The 25018-nt window shown below is 55.1% G+C and carries 25 protein-coding genes; 24 read left to right on the top strand and 1 reads right to left on the bottom strand.

Going from position 1 to position 25018, the window contains the following annotated elements; translation table 11 throughout:
• The first annotated feature begins 58 nt into the window (after nucleotides 1-58).
• The 4 genes from ABLU80_RS17835 to nei are packed head-to-tail and all read left to right on the top strand — an operon-like array spanning nucleotide 59 to nucleotide 3237.
• Nucleotides 59-784, top strand: a complete 726-nt coding sequence (locus tag ABLU80_RS17835) for a DUF969 domain-containing protein (protein WP_047080597.1) — start codon at nucleotides 59-61, stop codon at nucleotides 782-784.
• Nucleotides 781-1776: a DUF979 domain-containing protein gene (locus ABLU80_RS17830; RefSeq protein WP_015367679.1), complete on the top strand. Its 996-nt coding sequence runs from the start codon at nucleotides 781-783 to the stop codon at nucleotides 1774-1776. The genes ABLU80_RS17835 and ABLU80_RS17830 overlap by 4 nt, the downstream gene beginning before the upstream one ends.
• Nucleotides 1777-1785: 9 nt before the next feature.
• Nucleotides 1786-2430: a pyroglutamyl-peptidase I gene (pcp, locus tag ABLU80_RS17825; RefSeq protein WP_015367678.1), complete on the top strand. Its 645-nt coding sequence runs from the start codon at nucleotides 1786-1788 to the stop codon at nucleotides 2428-2430.
• Between the two features lie 15 nt (nucleotides 2431-2445).
• A complete protein-coding gene (gene nei / locus ABLU80_RS17820; protein WP_015367677.1) occupies nucleotides 2446-3237 on the top strand; it encodes an endonuclease VIII in 792 nt (263 codons plus the stop codon).
• 99 nt (nucleotides 3238-3336) lie between these two features.
• On the opposite strand, the gene gltA is transcribed toward nei, so the two are convergent.
• Nucleotides 3337-4620 (bottom strand): citrate synthase, encoded by a 1284-nt coding sequence (gene gltA / locus ABLU80_RS17815; RefSeq protein WP_015367676.1) that lies wholly within the window; start codon nucleotides 4618-4620, stop codon nucleotides 3337-3339.
• Between the two features lie 639 nt (nucleotides 4621-5259).
• Here gltA and sdhC point away from each other — a divergent pair.
• The 20 genes from sdhC (at nucleotide 5260) to cpoB (ending at nucleotide 24802) form a co-directional block, all read left to right on the top strand.
• Nucleotides 5260-5664, top strand: coding sequence for a succinate dehydrogenase cytochrome b556 subunit (gene sdhC, locus ABLU80_RS17810; protein ID WP_020079340.1), 405 nt, complete (start codon nucleotides 5260-5262; stop codon nucleotides 5662-5664).
• Nucleotides 5658-6005: a succinate dehydrogenase membrane anchor subunit gene (gene sdhD / locus ABLU80_RS17805; RefSeq protein WP_015367674.1), complete on the top strand. Its 348-nt coding sequence runs from the start codon at nucleotides 5658-5660 to the stop codon at nucleotides 6003-6005. The genes sdhC and sdhD overlap by 7 nt, the downstream gene beginning before the upstream one ends.
• Entirely contained in the window at nucleotides 6005-7771 is a 1767-nt protein-coding gene (gene sdhA, locus ABLU80_RS17800) for a succinate dehydrogenase flavoprotein subunit (protein WP_015367673.1), read from the top strand. The genes sdhD and sdhA overlap by 1 nt, the downstream gene beginning before the upstream one ends.
• A 15-nt stretch (nucleotides 7772-7786) precedes the next feature.
• Nucleotides 7787-8503 carry a succinate dehydrogenase iron-sulfur subunit SdhB gene (gene sdhB, locus ABLU80_RS17795; RefSeq protein WP_008805686.1) on the top strand — a complete coding sequence of 239 codons (717 nt, stop codon included), beginning with the start codon at nucleotides 7787-7789 and terminating at the stop codon, nucleotides 8501-8503.
• Between the two features lie 265 nt (nucleotides 8504-8768).
• Nucleotides 8769-11576: a 2-oxoglutarate dehydrogenase E1 component gene (gene sucA / locus ABLU80_RS17790; protein WP_015367672.1), complete on the top strand. Its 2808-nt coding sequence runs from the start codon at nucleotides 8769-8771 to the stop codon at nucleotides 11574-11576.
• Between the two features lie 14 nt (nucleotides 11577-11590).
• Nucleotides 11591-12811 carry a 2-oxoglutarate dehydrogenase complex dihydrolipoyllysine-residue succinyltransferase gene (gene odhB / locus ABLU80_RS17785; protein WP_020079338.1) on the top strand — a complete coding sequence of 407 codons (1221 nt, stop codon included), beginning with the start codon at nucleotides 11591-11593 and terminating at the stop codon, nucleotides 12809-12811.
• Nucleotides 12812-12956: 145 nt separating this feature from the next.
• Nucleotides 12957-14123 (top strand): ADP-forming succinate--CoA ligase subunit beta, encoded by a 1167-nt coding sequence (sucC, locus tag ABLU80_RS17780; protein ID WP_015367670.1) that lies wholly within the window; start codon nucleotides 12957-12959, stop codon nucleotides 14121-14123.
• Nucleotides 14123-14992, top strand: coding sequence for a succinate--CoA ligase subunit alpha (gene sucD, locus ABLU80_RS17775; protein WP_015367669.1), 870 nt, complete (start codon nucleotides 14123-14125; stop codon nucleotides 14990-14992). The genes sucC and sucD overlap by 1 nt, the downstream gene beginning before the upstream one ends.
• Before the next feature lie 28 nt (nucleotides 14993-15020).
• Entirely contained in the window at nucleotides 15021-15182 is a 162-nt protein-coding gene (locus ABLU80_RS17770) for a hypothetical protein (protein WP_015367668.1), read from the top strand.
• A 601-nt stretch (nucleotides 15183-15783) separates the two neighbouring features.
• Complete coding sequence (gene cydA / locus ABLU80_RS17765; RefSeq protein WP_015367666.1) at nucleotides 15784-17352, top strand: cytochrome ubiquinol oxidase subunit I; 1569 nt, start codon at nucleotides 15784-15786, stop codon at nucleotides 17350-17352.
• Between the two features lie 15 nt (nucleotides 17353-17367).
• Complete coding sequence (gene cydB / locus ABLU80_RS17760; protein ID WP_015367665.1) at nucleotides 17368-18507, top strand: cytochrome d ubiquinol oxidase subunit II; 1140 nt, start codon at nucleotides 17368-17370, stop codon at nucleotides 18505-18507.
• Between the two features lie 15 nt (nucleotides 18508-18522).
• The gene (cydX, locus tag ABLU80_RS17755) at nucleotides 18523-18636 is read left to right on the top strand and encodes a cytochrome bd-I oxidase subunit CydX (protein ID WP_004100325.1); all 114 of its coding nucleotides are present in this window, start codon (nucleotides 18523-18525) and stop codon (nucleotides 18634-18636) included.
• Nucleotides 18636-18926: a cyd operon protein YbgE gene (gene ybgE / locus ABLU80_RS17750; RefSeq protein ID WP_015367664.1), complete on the top strand. Its 291-nt coding sequence runs from the start codon at nucleotides 18636-18638 to the stop codon at nucleotides 18924-18926. The genes cydX and ybgE overlap by 1 nt, the downstream gene beginning before the upstream one ends.
• A gap of 160 nt (nucleotides 18927-19086) precedes the next feature.
• Nucleotides 19087-19491: a tol-pal system-associated acyl-CoA thioesterase gene (gene ybgC, locus ABLU80_RS17745; protein ID WP_004859689.1), complete on the top strand. Its 405-nt coding sequence runs from the start codon at nucleotides 19087-19089 to the stop codon at nucleotides 19489-19491.
• Nucleotides 19488-20180 (top strand): Tol-Pal system protein TolQ, encoded by a 693-nt coding sequence (tolQ, locus tag ABLU80_RS17740; protein WP_015704769.1) that lies wholly within the window; start codon nucleotides 19488-19490, stop codon nucleotides 20178-20180. Before ybgC ends, tolQ begins: the two co-directional genes overlap by 4 nt.
• A 3-nt stretch (nucleotides 20181-20183) precedes the next feature.
• A complete protein-coding gene (gene tolR, locus ABLU80_RS17735) occupies nucleotides 20184-20612 on the top strand; it encodes a colicin uptake protein TolR (RefSeq protein WP_015367661.1) in 429 nt (142 codons plus the stop codon).
• Nucleotides 20613-20702: 90 nt separating this feature from the next.
• Nucleotides 20703-22007 carry a cell envelope integrity protein TolA gene (gene tolA / locus ABLU80_RS17730; RefSeq protein WP_015704770.1) on the top strand — a complete coding sequence of 435 codons (1305 nt, stop codon included), beginning with the start codon at nucleotides 20703-20705 and terminating at the stop codon, nucleotides 22005-22007.
• Between the two features lie 130 nt (nucleotides 22008-22137).
• Nucleotides 22138-23430, top strand: a complete 1293-nt coding sequence (tolB, locus tag ABLU80_RS17725; protein ID WP_015367659.1) for a Tol-Pal system beta propeller repeat protein TolB — start codon at nucleotides 22138-22140, stop codon at nucleotides 23428-23430.
• 34 nt (nucleotides 23431-23464) lie between these two features.
• On the top strand, nucleotides 23465-23989 hold the full coding sequence (gene pal / locus ABLU80_RS17720; protein WP_004859700.1) for a peptidoglycan-associated lipoprotein Pal: 525 nt from the start codon (nucleotides 23465-23467) through the stop codon (nucleotides 23987-23989).
• Nucleotides 23990-23998: 9 nt separating this feature from the next.
• Entirely contained in the window at nucleotides 23999-24802 is an 804-nt protein-coding gene (gene cpoB, locus ABLU80_RS17715; protein WP_015704771.1) for a cell division protein CpoB, read from the top strand.
• Nucleotides 24803-25018: the final 216 nt, after the last annotated feature.

Here is a 25018-nt window from a genome sequence, read left to right as displayed (position 1 = left end):
TTTTAATAATAATTAAATCAAACAATAAACAACACTCACAACTGAACAGGACGTTATTATGCAAGAGGCGATATCCCTCTGGCCGCTGATCGGCATTGCCGTGATTGTGGTCGGTTTTGTATTACGCTTTAACCCGGTGCTGGTGGTGATAATCTCCGGGATCGTCACCGGCGTGGCGGCGCATATGCCAATAGACACTATTCTGGAGAAACTGGGCGAGGGCTTCCTCAATACCCGTAATCTGCCGTTTATTCTGCTACTGCCGCTGGCGGTGATCGGGCTGCTGGAGCGACATGGTCTGAAAGAGCGGGCGCAGGCGTGGATCGCGAAGATCCATAGCGCGACCGCCGGACGACTGCTGATCGTCTATCTGTTTGTGCGCGAAGCCACCGCCGCCCTGGGATTGACCAGCCTCGGCGGGCATCCGCAAATGGTGCGCCCGCTGCTGGCGCCAATGGCGGAGGGGGCGGCGGAAAAGCGCTTTGGCCCGCTGCCGGGTCATGTGCGCTACCGGCTGCGCGCGATGTCGGCGGCGACCGATAACGTCGGGCTGTTTTTCGGTGAAGATATTTTTGTCGCCTTTGGCGCGATCATCTTCATGCACAACTTTATGCTGGAGTCGGGCGGGATCCAGACGGAACCGTTGCATATTGCCCTGTGGGGGATCCCGACGGCGATCTGCGCCTTCCTGATCCACGCCGCGCGCCTGTGGCGCCTCGATCGCCATCTCCAGCGTGAGCTGGACCGGGTTAACGCCGGGCAGGCGAAAGGCGGTGCGGCATGAACTTCCAGCAAACGTATTTATACTGGCTGGCCGGCGCGGTACTGCTGGTCGTGGCTATCATGTCCTGGCGCGACAAAAGCAATCCGCGGCGTCTGACAACCGGCCTGTTCTGGGGTCTGTACGGGCTGGTGTTCTTGCTCGGCGACTGGACGTATCAACTGGTGGGCGATAAGCGTGCGGTGAATATCGCCGTCGGCGGGGTGGTGGTGGTACTGGCGCTGATCGCCGGTTTTGGCGGTGTGCGCCTCGGCAGCTACCATCAGCGTAGCCAGGAAGAGAAAACCGCCAGCGCGAAACGCCTCGGCAACAAACTTTTCTATCCGGCGCTGGCGATTCCGGTCGTCACCGTCATTGGCGTACTGCTGTTTAACAATCTGCCTTCATGGCAGGTGGCGCTCTTCGGGCCGGGCAACCACGCGACGCTGATTACCCTGTTCTCGATGACCGTCGGTACGCTGATTGGCCTGGCGATGGCGATTCGTATGACCCATGAAACGGTGGCGCAGCCGATGCAGGAAGCGCGCCGTTTGCTTGATTCCGTCGGCTGGGCCTTTATCCTGCCGCAGATCCTCGCGGTGCTGGGGCTGCTATTTACCACGGCGGGCGTCGGAACCAGCATTTCATGGCTGACCGAGCACTATCTGGCGGTAGATAATCGCTTTATCGCCGTGGCCGTGTACGCCATCGGCATGGCGGTGTTGACGATGGTGATGGGCAATGCCTTTGCCGCTTTCCCGATTGTGACAGCCGGGGTTGGCATTCCGATTTTAGTTCTGCAGCACGGCGGCAATCCGGCGGTAATGGCGGCGATTGGTATGTTTTCCGGCTACTGCGGTACGCTGATGACGCCGATGGCGGCGAACTTTAATATCGTACCGGCGGCGCTGCTGGAACTGCCGGATAAAAACGCGGTGATTAAAGCCCAGGTACCGACCGGTATCCTGCTGCTGATCGTCAACGTATTCTTACTCTATTTCCTGATGTTCCTGTAAGGAGGGATGATGGCTGGCGTATTAATTACCGGTTTTGAGCCGTTCGGCGGCGAAACGGTTAATCCTTCATGGGAAGTGGTTAAGCAGCTTGATGGCATGATTATTCGCGGGCAGCAGGTGGTGGCTAAACAGTTACCCTGCGTGTTCGGCGAGGCGCTAACGGTGCTGAACGCCGCGCTGGAAACCTATCAACCGCAGCTAACGATTGCCGTCGGGCAGGCCGGAGGCCGTGTCGATATTACCGTCGAACGTGTGGCTATCAACGTCGATGATGCGCGGATCCCCGACAATAAAGGCCAGCAGCCGATCGATGAGCCGATCGTCGCTGACGGCCCCGCGGCATGCTTCAGTACGCTACCGATCAAAGCGATCGTTAGCGCGTTGCGCCAGCAGGGGATCCCGGCCTCGGTGTCGCAAACCGCGGGCACCTTCGTCTGCAATCACGTGATGTATGGTTTGCTGCATCAGCTGCAGGGAAAAAGCGGGCAGAAGGGCGGGTTTATCCATATTCCTTATCTGCCTGAACAGGCGGCGGCCCACCCGGGGCAGGCGAGTATGTCGGTCGCGACGGTACGTGCGGCGCTGGAAACGGCGATTGCCGTCGCCCTTGAACAGGATGACGACGTCAAAATTGGCGGCGGCGCCACGCACTAACAGAAGGACGAAACTATGCCTGAAGGCCCGGAGATCCGCCGCGCGGCGGATACCCTGGAGGCGGCTATCAAAGGCGAACCATTAACCGAAGCCTGGTTCGCCTTTCCACAGTTGCAACCTTATCAAACTCAGTTAATTGGTCAGCGGGTGACCCATATCGCCACCCGCGGCAAGGCCTTGTTAACCCACTTCTCCGGCGGATTGACGCTGTATAGCCATAACCAGCTGTATGGCGTCTGGCGCGTGGTGGATGCGGGCGTTGAGCCGCAATCGAACCGCGTGCTGCGCGTCAGGTTACAGACCGCACGCAAGGCGATTTTGCTCTATAGCGCCTCCGAGATTGAGATACTGACGGCGCAACAGCTGGCCCATCATCCGTTTTTACAACGGGTCGGGCCGGATGTGCTGGATATGACGTTAACCGCCGGGCAGGTCAGAGAGCGGCTGTTATCGGCGAAATTTCGCAATCGCCAGTTTTCCGGCCTGTTGCTGGACCAGGCGTTTCTCGCCGGGCTTGGTAACTATCTGCGGGTGGAGATCCTGTGGCAGGTGGGGCTGACCGGGCAGCATAAGGCCGCCGAGCTCAATGACACGCAGCTCGATGCGCTGGCGCACGCGCTGCTGGATATCCCGCGCCTTTCTTACCGCACTCGCGGGCAAGTGGATGAAAACAAACATCATGGCGCGCTATTCCGCTTTAAGGTTTTTCATCGCGAGGGTGAGGCCTGCGAACGCTGCGGCAGTATCATTGAGAAAACCATGCTGTCATCGCGACCCTTTTACTGGTGCCCTGGCTGCCAGCACTAACGCCAGTTGTTGAGTGATTCAAATTTTTTTGTACGCTTAAATAAAAAAAAATCGGGGAAGGTCCCCGATTTTTTTTTGCTAACCCCAACAGGGTTGAAATTACTTCTTGAGATCGGACTTGAAATCGCGCTTCTGGTAGCCGGTATACAGCTGACGCGGACGGGCAATTTTCATACCGTCGCTGTGCATTTCGTTCCAGTGGGCAATCCAGCCGACGGTACGCGCCATCGCGAAGATGACGGTAAACATCGAGGATGGAATACCCATCGCTTTCAGGATGATGCCGGAGTAGAAATCGACGTTCGGATACAGTTTCTTCTCGATGAAGTACGGGTCGTTGAGCGCGATATGCTCAAGTTCCATCGCCACTTCCAGCAGATCGTCCTTGGTGCCCAGCTCTTTCAGTACTTCGTGGCAGGTTTCACGCATTACGGTGGCGCGCGGATCGTAGTTCTTGTACACGCGATGGCCGAAGCCCATCAGGCGGAAAGAGTCATTCTTGTCTTTCGCGCGGCGCACGAATTCCGGAATGTGTTCAACGGAGCTGATCTCTTCCAGCATTTTCAGCGCGGCTTCGTTGGCGCCGCCGTGCGCCGGCCCCCACAGGGAGGCGATACCCGCAGCGATGCAGGCGAACGGGTTAGCGCCGGAAGAGCCAGCGGTACGCACGGTAGAGGTTGAGGCGTTCTGTTCGTGGTCAGCGTGCAGGATCAGGATACGGTCCATCGCGCGTTCCAGCACCGGGTTAACCTCATAGGTTTCGCACGGCGTGGAGAACATCATATTCAGGAAGTTACCCGCGTAGGAGAGATCGTTGCGCGGATACACGAAAGGCTGGCCGATAGAATATTTGTAACACATCGCTGCCATGGTCGGCATTTTGGACAGCAGACGATAGGCGGCGATTTCACGGTGACGTGGGTTATTTACGTCCAGGGAATCGTGATAGAACGCCGCCAGGGCGCCGGTAATACCGCACATCACCGCCATCGGGTGAGAGTCGCGGCGGAACGCGTGGAACAGACGGGTAATCTGCTCGTGGATCATGGTGTGGCGGGTAACGGTAGTTTTGAATTCGTCGTACTGCTGTTGAGTTGGTTTTTCGCCGTTCAACAGGATGTAGCACACTTCAAGATAATTTGACTCGGTAGCCAGCTGATCGATCGGGAAACCGCGGTGGAGCAGGATCCCTTCATCGCCGTCGATAAAAGTAATTTTAGATTCACACGAGGCTGTTGAAGTGAAACCGGGGTCGAAGGTGAAGACACCTTTTGAACCAAGACTACGAATATCAATAACATCCTGACCGAGCGTGCCTTTTAGCACATCAAGTTCAATAGCAGTGTCACCACCCAGGGTGATTTTTGCTTTAGCATCAGACATTTATGGTCTCCTTAGCGCCTTTTATTGCTTAAGACTGCCGGGTGGTGGATTTGCATTCGGCCCGAACCTGACTACGTTACCAGATTGTTATGTTGCTCACAGCTCTGTGTCGCGAAAATTGCAGGGTACAGAGCGCAGGCGCTTGATGGTACGTCTTCAGCCCGGGAGTGAAACGGCAGCAAATCAGCGTTTTAGCAGCCCGAATATTAAAACCTGTATACCACTAATAACTGTCCTGATTACATCGGTCAATACCATCACACTGTTACATAACTTATTCTCAGGTGAAAGAGTGACCCCATAACTTTTGGGCATTATTGCATTAATCTAGTAATGGTTGTAACAAGAATGTTTAATATTTGTCAAATCAGGTGATTAAAATTTAAAATAATGTTGTAATCGTGACCTTGATCACTGTTCCGGACAAAACCCGACAAACTATATGTAGGTTAATTGTAATGATTTTGTGAACGGCCTATACTGCCGCCAGGTCTCCGGAACACCCTGCAATCCCGAGCCACCCAGCGTTGTTTGGTCACGCTTTTACTCCTGGAAAGGGGTTTTAACATGACTTCTGGTTATAGAAAGGACGCTGTCTGACCCGCAAGCAGACCGGAGGAAGGAAACAATAAGAACAGCATGTGGGCGTTATTCATGGTAAGAAATGTGAAAAAACAAAGACCTGTCAATCTGGATCTACAAACGATTCGATTCCCAATCACGGCGATAGCGTCCATTCTCCATCGCGTATCCGGTGTGATCACTTTTGTGGCGGTCGGTATTCTGCTTTGGTTGCTGGGCACCAGCCTTTCCTCTCCGGAGGGCTTCCTGACGGCCGCTTCCATCATGAATAGCTTCTTCGTGAAGTTCATCATGTGGGGCATCCTCACCGCGCTGGCTTATCACGCCGTTGTCGGTATCCGCCATCTGCTGATGGACTTTGGCTATCTGGAAGAAACCCTCGAAGCAGGGACACGCTCCGCCAAAATTTCTTTTGTTATTACTGTCGTGCTTTCACTTCTCGCAGGAGTCCTCGTATGGTAAGCAACGCCTCAGCACTGGGACGCAACGGCGTACATGACTTTATTCTGGTCCGTGCTACCGCCATCGTTCTGACCCTCTACATCATCTACATGGTTGGCTTCTTCGCCACCTCCGGTGAGATCTCCTGGGAAATCTGGACCGGATTCTTCTCCTCCGCGTTCACCAAAGTCTTTACCCTGCTGGCTCTCGTTTCCATCCTGATTCACGCCTGGATCGGTATGTGGCAGGTGTTGACGGACTACGTTAAACCACTGGCCGTGCGCTTAGTTCTGCAACTGATTATCGTTGTGGCGCTGGTGGCTTACGTTCTTTATGGATTTGTTGTGGTGTGGGGTGTGTAATGAAATTGCCAGTCAGAGAATTTGATGCAGTTGTAATTGGTGCCGGCGGCGCAGGTATGCGCGCGGCGCTGCAGATTTCCCAGAGCGGACAGACCTGTGCGCTGCTCTCTAAAGTTTTCCCTACCCGTTCCCATACCGTTTCCGCGCAGGGTGGCATCACCGTCGCGCTCGGTAATACCCATGAAGATAACTGGGAATGGCACATGTACGACACCGTAAAAGGGTCGGACTATATCGGCGACCAGGACGCCATCGAATATATGTGTAAGACCGGCCCGGAAGCGATTCTTGAGCTGGAACATATGGGTCTGCCGTTCTCCCGTCTTGATGACGGCCGTATTTATCAGCGTCCGTTTGGCGGCCAGTCGAAAAACTTCGGCGGCGAGCAGGCGGCACGTACCGCGGCGGCGGCCGACCGTACCGGTCACGCGCTGCTGCACACCCTGTATCAACAGAACCTGAAAAACCACACCACTATCTTCTCCGAATGGTATGCCCTCGATCTGGTGAAAAACCAGGACGGCGCGGTGGTCGGTTGTACCGCTCTGTGCATCGAAACCGGTGAAGTGGTGTACTTCAAAGCTCGCGCTACGGTGCTGGCGACCGGCGGTGCAGGCCGTATTTATCAATCCACCACCAACGCCCACATCAACACCGGTGACGGCGTCGGTATGGCTTTGCGCGCGGGCGTTCCGGTGCAGGATATGGAAATGTGGCAGTTCCACCCGACCGGTATCGCCGGGGCAGGGGTACTGGTCACCGAAGGTTGCCGCGGCGAAGGCGGTTACCTGCTGAACAAACACGGCGAGCGCTTTATGGAGCGTTATGCGCCGAACGCGAAAGACCTGGCGGGTCGTGACGTGGTGGCGCGTTCCATCATGATCGAAATCCGCGAAGGCCGCGGCTGCGATGGTCCGTGGGGCCCACACGCCAAGCTGAAACTGGATCACCTGGGTAAAGAAGTGCTGGAATCCCGTCTGCCGGGCATTCTTGAACTTTCTCGTACCTTTGCCCACGTTGACCCGGTTAAAGAACCGATTCCGGTTATCCCAACCTGCCACTACATGATGGGCGGTATTCCGACCAAAGTAACTGGTCAGGCGCTGACCGTGAACGAGAAGGGCGAAGATGTGGTGATCCCGGGCCTGTTCGCCGTTGGCGAAATCGCCTGCGTATCGGTACACGGCGCCAACCGTCTGGGCGGCAACTCGCTGCTGGACCTGGTGGTCTTCGGCCGCGCGGCGGGTCTGCATCTGCAGGAATCCATCGCCGAGCAGGGCGCGCTGCGCGCTGCCAGCGAGTCCGATGTCGAAGCTTCCCTGGACCGCCTCAACCGTTGGAACAACACCCGTTCCGGCGAAGATCCGGTTGCTATCCGTAAAGCGCTGCAGGAATGTATGCAGCATAACTTCTCGGTCTTCCGTGAAGGCGACGCGATGCACAAAGGTCTGGAAAAACTGAAAGAGATCCGCGAGCGTCTGAAAAATGCGCGCCTGGACGACACTTCCAGCGAGTTCAACACCCAGCGTGTCGAGTGTCTGGAGCTGGATAACCTGATGGAAACTGCCTATTCCACGGCGGTATCCGCAAACTTCCGTACCGAAAGCCGCGGCGCGCATAGCCGCTTCGACTTCCCGGAACGTGATGATGAAAACTGGCTGTGCCATTCCCTGTATCTGCCAGAGTCGGAATCCATGACGCGTCGAGCGGTCAACATGGAACCGAAACTGCGTCCGGCATTCCCGCCGAAGATTCGTACTTATTAATGCGGAGACAGGAATATGAAACTCGAGTTTTCAATTTATCGCTATAACCCGGATGTTGACGACGCTCCGCATATGCAGGATTACACCCTCGAAGCGGAAGAAGGTCGCGACATGATGTTGCTGGATGCGCTTATCCAGCTGAAAGAAAAAGATCCGTCGCTGTCGTTCCGCCGCTCCTGCCGTGAAGGGGTGTGCGGTTCCGATGGTCTGAACATGAACGGTAAAAATGGTCTGGCGTGCATCACGCCGATCTCCGCGCTGAACCAGCCGGGTAAGAAAATTGTTATCCGTCCACTGCCTGGATTGCCGGTTATCCGCGATTTGGTGGTAGACATGGGGCAATTCTACGCACAATATGAGAAGATCAAGCCTTACTTATTGAATAATGGGCAAAATCCTCCGGCTCGCGAGCATCTGCAGATGCCTGAGCAGCGCGAGAAACTCGATGGTCTGTACGAGTGTATTCTGTGCGCATGTTGTTCGACCTCTTGCCCGTCGTTCTGGTGGAACCCGGACAAGTTCATCGGCCCGGCAGGCCTTCTGGCCGCGTATCGCTTCCTGATCGACAGCCGCGATACCGAAACCAGCGAGCGTCTGGAAGGTCTGAGCGATGCTTTCAGCGTATTCCGCTGTCACAGCATTATGAACTGCGTCAGTGTGTGTCCTAAGGGATTGAACCCAACGCGCGCTATCGGCCATATTAAGTCGATGCTGCTGCAGCGCAGCGCGTAAGTTGTTTTCGTTGCCGGATGGCGACGTAAACGTCTTATCCGGCCTACAGGATCGTATCTTGTAGGCCTGATAAGCGAAGCGCCATCAGGCAATAGAGATAGCAGGAAACCTCTAAAAACTGCCCCTGATAGTTAGACAGTTTTTAAAGGTTCCTTAGCGGATAGAAACCACAACTCGTCCGCAACAAGTGAACCCCGGCACGTGCACTCGGTGTGCGTGGTAGTTTCTACGGCGAAATAAGCATAAAAATGCTTAAGGGATCACGATGCAGAACGGCGCAATGAAAGCCTGGCTGGACTCTTCTTACCTCTCTGGTTCGAACCAGAGCTGGATAGAACAGCTCTATGAAGACTTCTTAACCGATCCTGACTCTGTTGACGCCAACTGGCGTTCGATGTTCCAGCAGTTACCTGGCACCGGAGTTAAACCGGATCAATTTCATTCGAAAACGCGTGATTATTTCCGTCGACTGGCGAAGGATGCCTCACGTTACACTTCTTCGATATCCGACCCTGATACCAATGTGAAGCAGGTTAAAGTCCTGCAGCTCATCAACGCATACCGCTTCCGTGGTCACCAGCAGGCGAATCTCGATCCGCTGGGACTGTGGCAGCAAGAGAGAGTGGCGGATCTCGATCCGGCTTACCACGATCTCACCGAGGCCGATTTCCAGGAAAGCTATAACGTAGGTTCTTTCGCCATCGGAAAAGACACGATGAAGCTGGGCGACCTGATCGCGGCGCTTAAGCAAACCTACTGCGGCTCCATCGGCGCGGAATACATGCACATCACCTCTACTGAAGAAAAACGCTGGATCCAGCAGCGCATTGAGTCAGTAGCAGGCAAAGCGAGCTTCACCGCGGAAGAGAAAAAGCGCTTCCTGAGCGAACTGACCGCCGCGGAAGGCCTGGAGCGCTATCTCGGCGCCAAATTCCCGGGCGCGAAACGCTTCTCGCTGGAAGGCGGCGATGCGTTAATCCCGATGCTCAAAGAGATCATCCGCCACGCCGGTAAGAGTGGCACCCGTGAAGTGGTGCTGGGCATGGCGCACCGTGGTCGTCTGAACGTACTGGTCAACGTGCTGGGTAAAAAACCGCAGGACCTGTTCGACGAATTCGCGGGCAAACATAAAGAACACCTCGGCACCGGCGACGTGAAGTACCACATGGGCTTCTCTTCCGATATGGAAACCGAAGGCGGTCTGGTTCACCTGGCGCTGGCGTTTAACCCGTCGCACCTGGAAATCGTCAGCCCGGTGGTTATCGGCTCCGTACGCGCCCGTCTGGATCGTCTGGACGAGCCGAGCAGCAATAAAGTTCTGCCAATCACCATCCACGGCGACGCCGCGGTAGCCGGCCAGGGCGTGGTTCAGGAAACCCTGAACATGTCCAAAGCGCGCGGTTACGAAGTGGGCGGAACCGTTCGCATCGTTATCAACAACCAGGTTGGCTTCACCACGTCCAACCCGCTGGATGCGCGTTCTACGCCGTACTGCACCGATATCGGTAAGATGGTTCAGGCGCCGATTTTCCACGTTAACGCGGATGACCCGGAAGCGGTTGCTTTCGTTACCCGTCTGGCGCTGGATTTCCGTAATACCTTCAAACGCGATGTCTTCATCGACCTGGTGTGCTATCGCCGTCACGGCCACAACGAAGCCGACGAGCCGAGCGCAACCCAGCCGCTGATGTACCAGAAAATCAAAAAGCATCCGACTCCGCGCAAAATCTATGCTGACAAGCTGGAACAGGACAAAGTCGCGACGCTGGAAGACGCTACCGAACAGGTTAACCTCTACCGCGATGCGCTGGATGCCGGCGATTGCGTGGTAGCGGAATGGCGTCCGATGAACATGCACTCCTTTACCTGGTCTCCATACCTCAACCATGAGTGGGACGAGAGCTACCCGGATAAAGTTGAGCCAAAACGTCTGCAAGAGCTGGCCAAACGCATCAGTACGGTACCGGAAACCGTTGAGATGCAGTCTCGCGTAGCGAAAATCTACGGCGACCGTCAGTTGATGGCCGCCGGTGAGAAACTGTTCGACTGGGGCGCGGCGGAAAACCTGGCGTACGCCACCCTGGTTGATGAGGGTATCCCGGTGCGTCTGTCCGGCGAAGACTCCGGTCGCGGTACCTTCTTCCACCGTCATGCGGTTATCCATAACCAGAGCAACGGTTCTACCTATACGCCGCTGCAGAACGTACACAACGGCCAGGGCCAGTTCCGCGTCTGGGACTCCGTGCTGTCTGAAGAAGCGGTACTGGCATTCGAATACGGTTACGCCACCGCGGAACCACGCACCCTGACCATCTGGGAAGCGCAGTTCGGCGACTTCGCCAACGGCGCGCAGGTGGTGATTGACCAGTTCATCAGCTCCGGCGAGCAGAAATGGGGCCGGATGTGCGGCCTGGTGATGCTGCTGCCGCACGGCTACGAAGGGCAGGGCCCGGAGCACTCCTCCGCGCGTCTGGAACGTTATCTGCAGCTGTGCGCTGAGCAGAACATGCAGGTTTGCGTACCGTCCACTCCGGCACAGGTTTACCACATGCTGCGTCGTCAGGCGCTGCGCGGTATGCGCCGTCCGCTGGTGGTCATGTCGCCGAAATCTCTGCTGCGTCACCCGCTGGCGGTTTCCAGCATGGACGAACTGGCGAACGGCACCTTTATGCCGGCGATTGGCGAAATCGACGAGCTCGATCCGCAAGCCGTGAAACGCGTCGTACTGTGCTCTGGTAAGGTTTACTACGACCTGCTGGAACAGCGCCGTAAAAACGAGCAAAAAGATGTCGCCATCGTGCGTATCGAACAGCTCTATCCGTTCCCGCATCAGGCGGTACAGGAAGCGCTGAAAGCTTACTCGCACGTCCACGATTTTGTCTGGTGCCAGGAAGAGCCGCTCAACCAGGGCGCATGGTACTGCAGCCAGCACCACCTTCGTGAAGTAGTTCCATTTGGGGCCTCTCTGCGTTATGCAGGCCGCCCGGCCTCCGCCTCTCCGGCGGTAGGGTATATGTCCGTTCACCAGAAACAGCAACAAGATCTGGTCAATGACGCGCTGAACGTCGATTAATTAAAGGATACACAATGAGTAGCGTAGATATTCTGGTTCCCGACCTTCCTGAGTCCGTAGCTGACGCAACCGTCGCCACCTGGCACAAAAAACCGGGCGACGCGGTAGTCCGCGACGAAGTTCTGGTCGAAATCGAAACTGACAAAGTGGTACTGGAAGTACCGGCATCAGCGGACGGCATTCTGGATGCAGTACTGGAAGACGAAGGCGCCACCGTGCTGTCTCGTCAGATTCTGGGCCGCCTGCGTGAAGGCAACAGCGCCGGTAAAGCCGCTGATGCGAAAGCTGATACCAAAGAGTCCACCCCGGCTCAGCGTCAGCAAGCGTCTCTGGAAGAGCAGAGCAACGACGCGCTTAGCCCGGCTATCCGTCGTCTGCTGGCTGAACACAGCCTCGACGCGGCGGCGATTAAAGGCACCGGCGTTGGCGGCCGCCTGACCCGCGAAGACGTTGAGAAACATCTGGCGAGCGCGCCGGCGAAAGCTGAAGCGAAAGCGCCAGCCGCTGCTGCGGCGCCGGTTGCGCAACTGGGCCACCGCTCTGAAAAACGCGTACCGATGACCCGTCTGCGTAAACGCGTTGCCGAGCGTCTGCTGGAAGCGAAAAACTCTACCGCCATGCTGACCACGTTCAACGAAGTCAACATGAAGCCGATTATGGATCTGCGTAAGCAGTACGGCGAAGCGTTCGAAAAACGTCACGGTATCCGTCTGGGCTTCATGTCCTTCTACGTGAAAGCGGTTGTTGAAGCGCTGAAACGCTACCCGGAAGTGAATGCTTCCATCGATGGCGACGATGTGGTTTATCACAACTACTTCGACGTGAGCATGGCGGTTTCGACCCCACGTGGCCTGGTGACTCCGGTGCTGCGTGACGTTGACCTGCTGGGCATGGCGGATATCGAAAAGAATATTAAAGAGCTGGCAGTGAAAGGCCGTGACGGCAAGCTGACCGTAGATGACCTGACCGGCGGTAACTTCACCATTACCAACGGCGGCGTATTCGGTTCTCTGATGTCCACGCCGATCATCAACCCACCGCAGAGCGCCATTCTGGGTATGCATGCCATTAAAGACCGTCCGATGGCGGTCAATGGCAAGGTAGAAATTCTGCCGATGATGTACCTGGCGCTCTCCTACGACCACCGTCTGATCGACGGACGTGAATCGGTAGGCTTCCTGGTAGCGATTAAAGAGCTGCTGGAAGATCCGACTCGTCTGCTGCTGGACGTGTAGTCAGTAAGAGTATTACCTACCGTAGGCCGGATAAGGCGTTCGCGCCGCCATCCGGCGTTGATGAGATGCCTGATGGCGACGCTTGCGCGTCTTATCAGGCCTACAGGTTTAAAGATAATTATTACCTGAAGGATGGACTGAACACATGAACTTACATGAATATCAGGCAAAACAACTTTTTGCCCGCTATGGCTTACCGGCGCCGGTGGGTTATGCCTGTACTACTCCGCGTGAAGCAGAAGAAGCCGCTTCAAAAATCGGCGCGGGTCCGTGGGTAGTGAAATGTCAGGTTCACGCTGGTGGCCGCGGTAAAGCGGGCGGTGTGAAAGTAGTTAAGAGCAAAGAAGAGATTCGCGCTTTTGCTGAGCATTGGCTGGGCAAACGCCTGGTGACTTACCAAACAGATGCTAACGGCCAGCCGGTAAACCAGATTCTGGTTGAAGCGGCGACCGATATTGATAAAGAGCTGTATCTGGGCGCGGTTGTTGACCGTAGCTCCCGTCGCGTGGTGTTCATGGCGTCTACCGAAGGCGGCGTGGAAATCGAAAAAGTAGCGGAAGAAACCCCGCACCTGATCCACAAGATCGCCATCGATCCGCTGGCGGGCCCGATGCCTTACCAGGGTCGCGAACTGGCGTTTAAACTGGGTCTGGAAGGTAAACAGGTTCAGCAGTTCACCAAGATCTTCATGGGTCTGGCGACCATCTTCCTGGAGCGCGATCTGGCGCTGATCGAAATCAACCCGCTGGTTATCACCAAGCAGGGCGATCTGATCTGCCTCGACGGTAAACTGGGCGCTGACGGCAACGCGCTGTTCCGCCAGCCGGATCTGCGTGAAATGCGCGACCAGTCTCAGGAAGATCCGCGCGAAGCTCAGGCGGCGCAGTGGGAACTGAACTACGTTGCCCTCGACGGCAACATCGGTTGCATGGTTAACGGCGCAGGCCTGGCGATGGGTACCATGGACATCGTTAAGCTGCACGGCGGCGAACCGGCTAACTTCCTCGACGTTGGTGGCGGCGCGACCAAAGAGCGCGTGACCGAAGCGTTCAAAATCATCCTCTCTGACGACAACGTTAAAGCGGTTCTGGTTAACATCTTCGGCGGTATCGTACGTTGCGACCTGATCGCTGACGGCATCATCGGCGCGGTTGAAGAAGTGGGTGTTAACGTACCGGTTGTTGTACGTCTGGAAGGTAACAACGCCGAACTGGGCGCGAAAAAACTGGCTGACAGCGGCCTGAATATTATTGCAGCGAAAAGTCTGACGGACGCAGCACAGCAGGTTGTTGCCGCAGTGGAGGGGAAATAATGTCAGTTTTAATTAATAAAGACACCAAGGTTATCTGCCAGGGCTTTACCGGTAGCCAGGGTACATTCCACTCTGAACAAGCGATCGCTTACGGCACTCAGATGGTTGGCGGCGTAACGCCAGGTAAAGGCGGCACCACCCACCTGGGCCTGCCGGTATTTAATACCGTGCGCGAAGCCGTTGAAGCCACCGGCGCGACTGCGACCGTCATCTACGTTCCGGCGCCGTTCTGCAAAGACTCCATTCTGGAAGCTATCGACGCGGGCATTAAGCTGATCATCACCATCACCGAAGGTATCCCGACTCTGGATATGCTGACCGTGAAAGTGAAGCTGGACGAAGCTGGCGTTCGCATGATCGGCCCGAACTGCCCAGGCGTTATCACCCCGGGCGAATGCAAAATCGGCATCATGCCGGGTCACATTCACAAGCCGGGTAAAGTGGGCATCGTTTCCCGTTCCGGTACCCTGACCTATGAAGCGGTTAAGCAGACCACCGACTACGGCTTCGGCCAGTCTACCTGCGTCGGTATCGGCGGCGACCCGATCCCGGGCTCCAACTTCATCGATATCCTGAAAATGTTCCAGGAAGACCCGCAGACCGAAGCGATCGTCATGATCGGTGAAATCGGCGGCAGCGCGGAAGAAGAAGCGGCAGCTTACATTAAAGAGCACGTGACTAAGCCGGTTGTCGGCTACATCGCGGGCGTTACCGCGCCGAAAGGCAAGCGTATGGGCCACGCCGGCGCCATCATCGCGGGCGGTAAAGGTACTGCTGATGAGAAATTTGCTGCGCTGGAAGCGGCCGGTGTGAAAACCGTTCGCAGCCTGGCGGATATCGGCGAAGCGCTGAAAGCTATCATCAAGTAAACCCTCACTGCTCCTCAGGAGCAGACTAATGTCCGATTTCGACATGGTTGGCCACCGTCAGGTGGCCTTTTTTTTGCCTTGTCGACAGCCGCAGGCGCTCTCTTGCGTTAAAAAACGCTATTATATTGATTTACTGAATATTATTGGGAATAATCACTCGCCGCTTTGCCGGGGGCGGGGAGATGGTTAATTTTATGTGAAAATAAACAGAAAAACGCAGACGTTATTTTTGGCATTTCGATTGGGAAAAATAGTGTGACCGGTCTAACATTATTAGGATCGCATCATTTCTTACCTTAAATTGGTCAAAGTTAAAATTATATTACCTATAATTCTCATCTCTCTCTTTTTAGTAACCGCTAGCGGCAGACTTTAAACACATTTTTAACATCAATTTCACTGTTATTCTTTATTGCGCCACATAATTAACATGGGCGGGAAAAATTGATTTATATCAATGCTTAATACTTGGAAAAAATCCCCAAAAAACGTTAAATTGTCGCAAATCAAATTGGCCTATTCAGGGCATTTTCGCTATATATTGATCACCGTCGAAAAATGTAAAGCTGGAACAATAAAATCCTATTTATTGTAAGGTTATTGCGGCGTAATATATTAGAGAATCATTTGGTTTTTTCGTTAACGTATTTGTAACCTTTGCGAGGGCACTGTTTCATCACCAGATGAGCAGTAACGTACCAGGGAGCAAATAATTTTGTATTGGGGCATGCGTATGAACCTGAATTTTGGGTTCGTTCTCGGAGTCTTCATGCGATGAGCAAGGAGTCATGATGTTAGATATAGTCGAACTGTCGCGCTTACAGTTTGCCTTGACCGCGATGTACCACTTCCTTTTTGTGCCGCTAACGCTCGGTATGGCGTTCCTGCTGGCCATCATGGAAACGGTCTACGTCCTTTCCGGCAAACAGATTTATAAAGATATGACCAAGTTCTGGGGCAAGTTGTTTGGTATCAACTTCGCTCTGGGTGTCGCAACCGGTTTGACCATGGAGTTCCAGTTCGGGACTAACTGGTCTTACTATTCTCACTATGTGGGCGATATCTTCGGTGCGCCGCTGGCCATTGAAGGTCTGATGGCCTTCTTCCTCGAATCTACCTTTGTAGGTCTGTTCTTCTTCGGTTGGGATCGTCTGGGCAAAGTTCAGCACATGGCGGTGACCTGGCTGGTCGCTCTGGGGTCTAACCTCTCCGCGCTGTGGATCCTTGTGGCCAACGGCTGGATGCAGAACCCGATCGCATCGGATTTCAACTTTGAAACCATGCGTATGGAGATGGTCAGCTTCTCTGAGCTGGTCCTGAACCCGGTTGCTCAGGTTAAATTCGTCCACACCGTGGCCTCCGGCTATGTGACTGGCGCGATGTTCATCCTTGCTATCAGCTCCTGGTACATGCTTAAAGGCCGTGATTTCGCCTTTGCTAAACGCTCCTTCGCGATTGCTGCAAGCTTTGGTATGGCCGCTATCCTCTCCGTTATCGTCCTCGGCGATGAGTCCGGTTACGAAATGGGTGACGTGCAGAAAACCAAACTGGCGGCGATTGAAGCAGAATGGGAAACTCAGCCGGCGCCGGCTGCCTTTACCCTGTTTGGTATTCCCGATCAGGAAGCGCAAACCAACCACTTCTCCATCCAGATCCCTTACGCGCTGGGTATCATCGCTACCCGCTCGGTGGATAAGCCGGTTATCGGCCTGAAAGATCTGATGGCGCAGCATGAAGAGCGTATTCGTAACGGGATGAAAGCCTATGCGCTGCTGGAACAGCTGCGCGCCGGTTCCACCGATCAGGCGGTACGCGATCGGTTCAATGATGTTAAGAAAGACCTCGGTTATGGCCTGCTGCTCAAGCGCTATACCCCGAACGTCGCCGACGCCACGGAAGAGCAGATCGCTAAAGCGACCAAGGACTCTATTCCGAGCGTAGCGCCGCTGTACTTCGCCTTCCGTATCATGGTGGCGTGCGGCGTACTGATGCTGTTGATTATCGGCGCCTCTTTCTGGACCGTGATTCGTAACCGCATTGGCGAGAAAAAATGGCTGCTGCGCGCCGCGTTCTTCGGTCTGCCGCTGCCGTGGATTGCCGTTGAAGCGGGCTGGTTTGTTGCCGAGTATGGCCGTCAGCCGTGGGCGATTGGTGAAGTGCTGCCTACAGCGGTGGCGAACTCATCGCTGACCGCGGGCGATCTGATCTTCTCGATGTTGCTGATCTGCGGTCTGTATACGCTGTTCCTGGTGGCTGAACTGTTCCTGATGTTCAAGTTTGCCCGCAAAGGACCGAGCAGCCTGAAAACGGGTCGCTATCACTTTGAACAGTCCTCCGCGGCTATTCAGTCGGCACGCTAAGACAGGAGTCGTCAAATGATCGATTATGAAGTATTGCGTTTAATCTGGTGGCTACTGATCGGCATCCTGCTGATTGGCTTCGCCGTCGCCGACGGTTTCGACATGGGGGTGGGCATGCTCACCCGTTTCCTCGGTCGTAATGACACCGAGCGTCGAATCATGATCAACTCCATCGCCCCGCACTGGGACGGAAACCAGGTGTGGCTCATCACCGCCGGCGGCGCGCTGTTTGCTGCCTGGCCGATGGTATACGCCGCCGCGTTCTCCGGCTTCTATGTGGCGATGATTCTGGTGCTGGCATCTTTATTCTTCCGTCCGGTGGGCTTCGACTACCGCTCCAAGATTGAAGATACCCGCTGGCGCAACATGTGGGACTGGGGCATCTTCGTGGGGAGCTTTGTGCCGCCGCTGGTTATCGGCGTGGCTTTCGGCAACCTGCTGCAGGGCGTACCGTTCCATATTGATGAGTATCTGCGTCTGTACTACACCGGCAACTTCTTCCAGCTGCTGAATCCGTTTGGTCTGCTGGCGGGTATCGTCAGCGTGGCGATGATCCTGACGCAGGGCGCGACCTACCTGCAGATGCGTACCGTAGGCGAATTGCATCTGCGCACCCGCACCGTCTCCACGGTGGCGGCGCTGGTGACGCTGGTTTGCTTCGCGCTGGCGGGCGTATGGGTCTACTACGGTATCGACGGTTACGTGGTGAAATCGGTGCTGGATCATACCGGCCCGTCTAACCCGCTGACCAAAGAAGTGGCGCGTGAAGCTGGCGCGTGGATGGTTAACTTTAACAATATGCCAGCGCTGTGGGCTATTCCTGCCTTGGGCGTGGTGCTGCCGCTGCTGACCGTCGCGTCGACAAAAGCAGATAAAGGCGCCATGGCGTTTCTGTTCTCCTCGCTGACGCTGGCCTGCATCATCCTGACCGCGGGTATCGCGATGTTCCCGTTCATCATGCCGTCCAGCACGATGCTGAATGCGAGCCTGACGATGTGGGATGCCACCTCCAGCCAGCTGACGCTGAATGTGATGACCTACGTGGCTATCGTGTTTGTGCCGATTATCCTCGGCTACACCACCTGGTGTTACTGGAAGATGTTTGGCCGCATTACCCGCGAAGACATCGAAAAGAACACCCACTCGCTGTACTAAGGTAAGGAGCTATATATGTGGTACTTCGCATGGATTTTGGGAACGCTGCTTGCCTGTGCCTTTGGGGTGATTACCGCGCTGGCGCTTGAGCACGTGGAAGCAACCAAAGCAGGTAAAGAAGAGCATTGATGAAAATTATCGCGACCCTTTACGCGATGATGGACAAGCGCCCGTTAAGGGCGCTTTCCTTATTAATGGCGCTGCTGCTGGCAGGCTGCATCTTCTGGGATCCGTCGCGCTTTGCGGCGAAGACCAGTGGGCTTGAAATCTGGCATGGTTTCTTGCTGATGTGGGCGGTGTGCGCCGGCGTCATTCACGGTGTGGGCTTCCGTCCGAAAGCCGTGCACTGGCAGGGGATTTTCTGTCCGCTTATCGCTGATATTGTTCTCTTTGCAGGCCTGATCTTTTTCTTCTTTTGAAAGATAAGAGTATAAGAGAAGTCTGTTAACCGCATGGGCTTGCATAAGCCCATAAAAATTTACTCGCCGTTTACTTTCTCCCATTCCAAACCACGATTCCCGCGCGTATAGTAGCGAAGTTTGAAAGCACTACTCTTTTTTTGCATTACCGGGATGTAAAGTGAATACAACGCTGTTTCGATGGCCGGTCCGGGTCTACTACGAAGATACCGATGCCGGTGGTGTGGTTTACCACGCCAGTTACGTCGCTTTTTATGAAAGAGCACGCACAGAGATGCTGCGCCACCATCACTTCAGTCAGCAGGTTCTGTTGGCTGAACGAGTTGCCTTTGTCGTTCGCAAAATGACGCTGGAGTATTTTGCGCCCGCCAGACTCGACGACATGCTCGAAATCCAGACGGAAATTACCTCGATGCGAGGCACCTCTTTGGTTTTCACGCAGCGAATCGTCAACGCCGAGAATACAGTTTTGAACGAAGCTGAAGTTCTCATTGTGTGCGTTGATCCACTCTTAATGAAGCCTCGTGCGCTTCCCAAGTCTATTGTCGCGGAGTTTAAGCAGTGACTGACATGAATATCCTTGATTTGTTCCTGAAGGCGAGCCTTCTGGTTAAACTTATCATGTTGATTTTGATTGGTTTTTCTATCGCTTCCTGGGCTATTATTATTCAGAGAACGCGTATCCTCAATTCCGCCAGCCGCGAAGCCGAAGCGTTTGAAGATAAGTTCTGGTCCGGTATTGAACTGTCTCGCCTGTACCAGGAGAGCCAGGGCCGTCGCGATAGCCTCGCCGGTTCCGAGCAGATTTTTTACAGCGGCTTTAAAGAGTTCGCGCGTCTGCATCGTGCCAACAGCCATGCGCCGGAAGCGATTGTCGAAGGGGCGTCGCGCGCGATGCGTATCTCGATGAACCGCGAACTGGAAACGCTGGAAACGCATATTCCGTTCCTTGGCACCGTGGGTTCCATCAGCCCGTATATCGGCCTGTTCGGTACCGTCTGGGGGATCATGCACGCCTTTATCGCCCTCGGCGCGGTGAAGCAGGCGACACTGCAGATGGTTGCGCCGGGGATCGCGGAAGCGCTGATCGCCACGGCAATCGGTCTGTTTGCCGCCATCCCGGCGGTTATGGCCTACAACCGTCTGAACCAGCGCGTGAATAAACTTGAACTGAACTACGACAACTTTATGGAAGAGTTCACCGCCATTCTGCACCGTCAGGCGTTTACCAGCAGCGAAAGCAATAAGGGGTAAGCCATGGCCAGAGCACGTGGACGCGGACGTCGCGAACTGAAGTCCGAGATTAACATCGTTCCGCTGCTGGATGTCCTGTTGGTGCTGTTGCTGATCTTCATGGCGACAGCGCCGATTATTACGCAGAGCGTGGAAGTCGATCTGCCGGACGCCACGGAGTCGCAAGCGGTGAAAAGCAACGATGAACCACCGGTTATCGTTGAAGTCTCCGGAGTAGGGCAGTACAGCGTGAAAGTCGGTCAGGAAACGTTGTCCCAACTGCCGCCGGAGCAGGTCATTGCTGAAGCGAAGCGCCGACTCGAAGCGAACGAGAAGACGGTGTTCCTTATCGGTGGCGCGAAAGATGTGCCTTACGATGAAATCATTAAAGCGCTTAACCTGTTGCATAGCGCAGGGGTTAAATCGGTTGGCTTAATGACCAAGCCTATTTAATCGGCCCGCGGAGCGAGCGGCGGTGGATATCGATAGCATTCCGCCGTTGCTTTTAAGCGGCAACAGGCGAACAGTTTTTGGGAACCGATAGTGTCAAAGGCAACCGAACAAAACGATAAGCTTAAACGAGCGATCATAGTTTCAGTGGTGCTGCACATCATTCTGATTGCGCTACTGATCTGGAGTTCGTTCGACGAGCATCTGGATACTTCCGGCGGCGGCGGAGGTTCGTCCATTGATGCGGTGATGGTCGATCCTGGCGCGGTAGTCAACAACTACAACCGCCAGCAGCAACAGCAGTCCAGCGCGCGTCGCGCGGCCGAGCAGCGTGAAAAGCAGGCTCAGCAGCAGGCCGAGGAACTGCGGGAAAAACAGGCTGCCGAGCAGGAACGCCTGAAGCAAATGGAACAAGAACGTCTGCAGGCGCAGGAAGCGGCTAAAGAAGCGAAAGAGCAGCAAAAACAGGCTGAAGAAGCGGCAGCCAAGGCGGCGGCCGCGGCAAAAGCGAAAGCAGATGCCCAGGCGAAAGAAGCGCAGGAAGCTGCCGCTAAAGCCGCTGCTGATGCCAAAGCTAAGGCCGATGCCCAGGCGAAAGTCGCGGAAGCGGCTGCCGCTAAGGCGGCAGCCAAAGCAGCCGCTGACGCGAAGAAACAGGCGGAAGCCGAAGCGGCGAAAGCCGCCGCGGATGCGCAGAAGAAAGCCGAAGCGGAAGCTGCGAAAAAAGCTCAGCAGGATGCAGAGAAGAAAGCGCAGCAGCAGGCCGAGAAGAAAGCTCAGCAGGAAGCGGCGAAACAGGCTGCGGCAGAAAAGGCCGCCGCTGAGAAAGCCGCTGCCCAGAAAGCTGCCGCGGAAAAAGCCGCTGCTGAAAAAGCCGCAGCAGCCGAAAAAGCCGCTGCCGCCAAAGCTGCCGCAGCAGAAAAAGCGGCGGCTGATAAAGCGGCCAAAGCCGCCGCCGCGAAGGCCGCCGCGGCCAAGAAAGCCGCTGCAGCTAAAGAAGCAAGCGGTGTTGACGATCTGCTTGGTGACCTGAGCTCAGGTAAGAATGCGCCGAAAACCGGCGGTGGCGCTAAAGGCAACGGCCAGCCATCGAAAGATAGCGGTGCCTCAGGCGCCAACGGCGGGGCAACGGGAGCTGATATCAGCGCATACGCAAAGCAAATACAGATGGCTATTCAAAGCCGCCTGTATGATGCCAGCCTCTATCAAGGCAAGCGTTGCGTGTTGCATATCAACCTTGGGCCTGACGGCACATTAAAGGATATCACCTCTGAAGGAGGCGACCCTGCGCTGTGTCAGGCGGCATTAACGGCAGCACGTACTGCGAGTATTCCTAAACCGCCAAGTCAGGCTGTTTATGAGAAAATAAAAAATGCGACACTAGACTTTAAACTGTAATCGTTTTTCCCCGTGCAAGCGGGGAAAAACAATCTATGGTAGTCACAGGGTTTTGGTAGTTTTGTGTATTTGGGTTTGTTAACATTCTGCTAAATTATCGTGGGCTTTCCGCCCGGATAAGGGAGATATGATGAAGCAGGCATTACGAGTAGCATTTGGTTTTTTGATGCTGTGGGCGGCGGTGCTGCACGCAGAAGTACGCATCGAGATCACCCAGGGGGTGGACTCGGCGCGCCCCATCGGTGTGGTGCCATTCCAGTGGGCTGGCCCAGGCGCTGCGCCTGAAGATATTGGCGGCGTGGTAGCGGCTGACCTGCGTAACAGCGGCAAGTTTAACCCGCTGGATCGCTCGCGCCTGCCTCAGCAGCCGGGTAGCGCTCAGGAAGTGCAACCTGCAGCATGGTCCGCGCTGGGCGTTGACGCCGTGGTCGTAGGCCAGGTGACGCCAAACCCTGACGGTTCTTACCAGGTTGCCTATCAGTTGGTTGATACCGGCGGTGCGCCGGGTACCATCCTGTCGCAAGGCTCTTTCAAAGTGACCAAGCAGTACCTGCGTTATGCCGGACATACTGCCAGTGACGCGGTATTCGAAAAGCTGACCGGAATTAAAGGCGCTTTCCGTACCCGTATCGCTTACGTGGTTCGCACCAACGGCGGTCAGTTCCCGTATGAGCTGCGCGTCTCTGACTACGACGGCTACAACCAGTTCCTGGTTCACCGTTCATCACAGCCGCTGATGTCGCCGGCATGGTCTCCGGACGGTTCTAAACTGGCCTATGTGACCTTCGAAAGCGGCCGCTCCGCGCTGGTAGTTCAGACGTTGGCGAATGGCGCAGTCCGTCAGATTGCCTCCTTCCCGCAGCACAACGGCGCGCCGGCCTTCTCGCCGGATGGCAGCAAACTGGCATTCGCACTGTCGAAAACCGGTAGCCTGAATCTGTACGTGATGGACCTTGGCTCCGGCCAGATTCGTCAGGTGACTAACGGTCGCAGCAATAACACCGAACCGAGCTGGTTCCCGGATAGCCAGAACCTGGCGTTTACTTCCGACCAGGCTGGCCGTCCTCAGGTGTATAAAGTCAACATCAACGGCGGTACGCCGCAGCGTATTACCTGGGAAGGTTCGCAGAACCAGGATGCTGACGTCAGCGCTGATGGTAAAATTATGGTAATGGTAAGCTCGGCCAACGGTCAGCAGCACATTGCTAAGCAAGATCTGGAAGCGGGTGGTGTACAGGTTCTGTCATCAACGTTTTTAGATGAAACGCCAAGTCTGGCACCTAACGGCACTATGGTAATCTACAGCTCTTCTCAGGGGATGGGATCCGTGCTGAATCTGGTTTCTACAGATGGGCGTTTCAAAGCGCGTCTTCCGGCAACTGATGGACAGGTAAAATTCCCTGCCTGGTCGCCGTATCTGTGATAATAAATAATTGATTATTAAAGGAATCAAAGAAATGCAACTGAACAAAGTGCTGAAAGGGCTGATGATCGCTCTGCCGGTTATGGCAATCGCGGCGTGTTCTTCCAACAAGAACGCCAGCAACGACCAGAGCGGTGAAGGCATGCTGGGTGCCGGCACTGGTATGGACGCTAACGCTAACGGCGGCAACATGTCTTCCGAAGAGCAAGCTCGTCTGCAGATGCAGCAGCTGCAGCAGAACAACATCGTTTACTTCGATCTGGACAAGTACGATATCCGTTCTGACTTTGCTGCAATGCTGGATGCGCACGCTAACTTCCTGCGTAGCAACCCGTCCTACAAAGTGACCGTAGAAGGTCACGCGGATGAGCGCGGTACTCCGGAATACAACATCGCTCTGGGTGAGCGTCGTGCTAACGCCGTTAAGATGTATCTGCAGGGCAAAGGTGTTTCTGCTGACCAGATTTCCATCGTTTCTTACGGTAAAGAAAAACCTGCAGTACTGGGTCATGACGAAGCGGCATATGCCAAAAACCGTCGCGCCGTACTGGTTTACTAAGAGAATTGCATGAGCAGTAACTTCAGACATCATTTATTGAGTCTGTCGTTACTGGTTGGCATAGCGGCCCCCTGGGCCGCTTTTGCTCAGGCGCCAATCAGTAGTGTCGGCTCAGGCTCGGTCGAAGACCGCGTCACTCAACTTGAGCGTATTTCCAATGCTCACAGCCAGCTTTTAACCCAACTCCAGCAACAACTCTCCGATAACCAAAGCGATATTGATTCCCTGCGCGGTCAGATTCAGGAAAATCAGTATCAGCTCAATCAGATTGTCGAACGCCAGAAGCAGATTCTGCAACAGATCGACGGGCTGACGAGCGGTGGCGGAGCAGCAGCGGCAGGCGCGCAGGCGCAGGCTCCGTCGTCTTCCGGCGATCAAAGTTCGGCTGCCGCCAGTACGGCGCCAGCGGCGTCTTCCGGGGCGCCTGCGATGACCGGGGATGCCAACACCGATTACAACGCGGCTATTGCGCTGGTTAAAGATTCGTCCCGCCAGGATGACGCAATGGTGGCGTTTCAGAACTTCGTCAAGAAGTACCCGGATTCAACTTATCAGCCGAACGCCAACTACTGGCTCGGACAGTTGAACTACAATAAGGGGAAAAAAGACGATGCGGCATATTATTTTGCCTCAGTGGTGAAAAACTATCCGAAATCCCCGAAAGCGCCGGATGCGATGTTTAAAGTCGGCGTTATCATGCAGGACAAAGGCGACACCGCGAAAGCGAAAGCGGTTTACCAGCAGGTAGTCAGCAAATTCCCTGGCACCGATGGTGCGAAACAAGCGCAAAAACGTCTTAACGCCCTGGGTTGATTATGGCATGACCAGAAATCGCGTTATTTCTGGTCTTGTCGCACGAAACCCAAGCAGTTAAGTGATCTTTATCGAAATTTTAGTTGCGCTGAAATCTGAAATCAGTAATATATGCCGCCGTTGCCAAGGGATATCGAACAAGCCCAAAGCGACGCCAGAGTGGGTCGTTAGCTCAGTTGGTAGAGCAGTTGACTTTTAATCAATTGGTCGCAGGTT

It is taken from the genome of Klebsiella sp. CN_Kp104, from assembly GCF_040064515.1.
Taxonomy (GTDB): domain Bacteria; phylum Pseudomonadota; class Gammaproteobacteria; order Enterobacterales; family Enterobacteriaceae; genus Klebsiella; species Klebsiella aerogenes.
Note: the sequence above shows the minus strand (reverse complement) of the source record. Positions and strands in the feature narration are given on the sequence as shown.

Excerpts from the sequence above, each read along its gene's own strand:
- ABLU80_RS17835 (WP_047080597.1), top strand. The coding sequence starts at position 59 with ATGCAAGAGGCGATATCCCTCTGGCCGCTGATCGGCATTGCCGTGATT.
- ABLU80_RS17830 (WP_015367679.1), top strand. The coding sequence starts at position 781 with ATGAACTTCCAGCAAACGTATTTATACTGGCTGGCCGGCGCGGTACTG.
- pcp (WP_015367678.1), top strand. The coding sequence starts at position 1,786 with ATGGCTGGCGTATTAATTACCGGTTTTGAGCCGTTCGGCGGCGAAACG.
- nei (WP_015367677.1), top strand. The coding sequence starts at position 2,446 with ATGCCTGAAGGCCCGGAGATCCGCCGCGCGGCGGATACCCTGGAGGCG.
- gltA (WP_015367676.1), bottom strand. The coding sequence starts at position 4,620 with ATGTCTGATGCTAAAGCAAAAATCACCCTGGGTGGTGACACTGCTATT.
- sdhC (WP_020079340.1), top strand. The coding sequence starts at position 5,260 with ATGTGGGCGTTATTCATGGTAAGAAATGTGAAAAAACAAAGACCTGTC.
- sdhD (WP_015367674.1), top strand. The coding sequence starts at position 5,658 with ATGGTAAGCAACGCCTCAGCACTGGGACGCAACGGCGTACATGACTTT.
- sdhA (WP_015367673.1), top strand. The coding sequence starts at position 6,005 with ATGAAATTGCCAGTCAGAGAATTTGATGCAGTTGTAATTGGTGCCGGC.
- sdhB (WP_008805686.1), top strand. The coding sequence starts at position 7,787 with ATGAAACTCGAGTTTTCAATTTATCGCTATAACCCGGATGTTGACGAC.
- sucA (WP_015367672.1), top strand. The coding sequence starts at position 8,769 with ATGCAGAACGGCGCAATGAAAGCCTGGCTGGACTCTTCTTACCTCTCT.
- odhB (WP_020079338.1), top strand. The coding sequence starts at position 11,591 with ATGAGTAGCGTAGATATTCTGGTTCCCGACCTTCCTGAGTCCGTAGCT.
- sucC (WP_015367670.1), top strand. The coding sequence starts at position 12,957 with ATGAACTTACATGAATATCAGGCAAAACAACTTTTTGCCCGCTATGGC.
- sucD (WP_015367669.1), top strand. The coding sequence starts at position 14,123 with ATGTCAGTTTTAATTAATAAAGACACCAAGGTTATCTGCCAGGGCTTT.
- ABLU80_RS17770 (WP_015367668.1), top strand. The coding sequence starts at position 15,021 with ATGTCCGATTTCGACATGGTTGGCCACCGTCAGGTGGCCTTTTTTTTG.
- cydA (WP_015367666.1), top strand. The coding sequence starts at position 15,784 with ATGTTAGATATAGTCGAACTGTCGCGCTTACAGTTTGCCTTGACCGCG.
- cydB (WP_015367665.1), top strand. The coding sequence starts at position 17,368 with ATGATCGATTATGAAGTATTGCGTTTAATCTGGTGGCTACTGATCGGC.
- cydX (WP_004100325.1), top strand. The coding sequence starts at position 18,523 with ATGTGGTACTTCGCATGGATTTTGGGAACGCTGCTTGCCTGTGCCTTT.
- ybgE (WP_015367664.1), top strand. The coding sequence starts at position 18,636 with ATGAAAATTATCGCGACCCTTTACGCGATGATGGACAAGCGCCCGTTA.
- tolR (WP_015367661.1), top strand. The coding sequence starts at position 20,184 with ATGGCCAGAGCACGTGGACGCGGACGTCGCGAACTGAAGTCCGAGATT.
- tolB (WP_015367659.1), top strand. The coding sequence starts at position 22,138 with ATGAAGCAGGCATTACGAGTAGCATTTGGTTTTTTGATGCTGTGGGCG.
- pal (WP_004859700.1), top strand. The coding sequence starts at position 23,465 with ATGCAACTGAACAAAGTGCTGAAAGGGCTGATGATCGCTCTGCCGGTT.
- cpoB (WP_015704771.1), top strand. The coding sequence starts at position 23,999 with ATGAGCAGTAACTTCAGACATCATTTATTGAGTCTGTCGTTACTGGTT.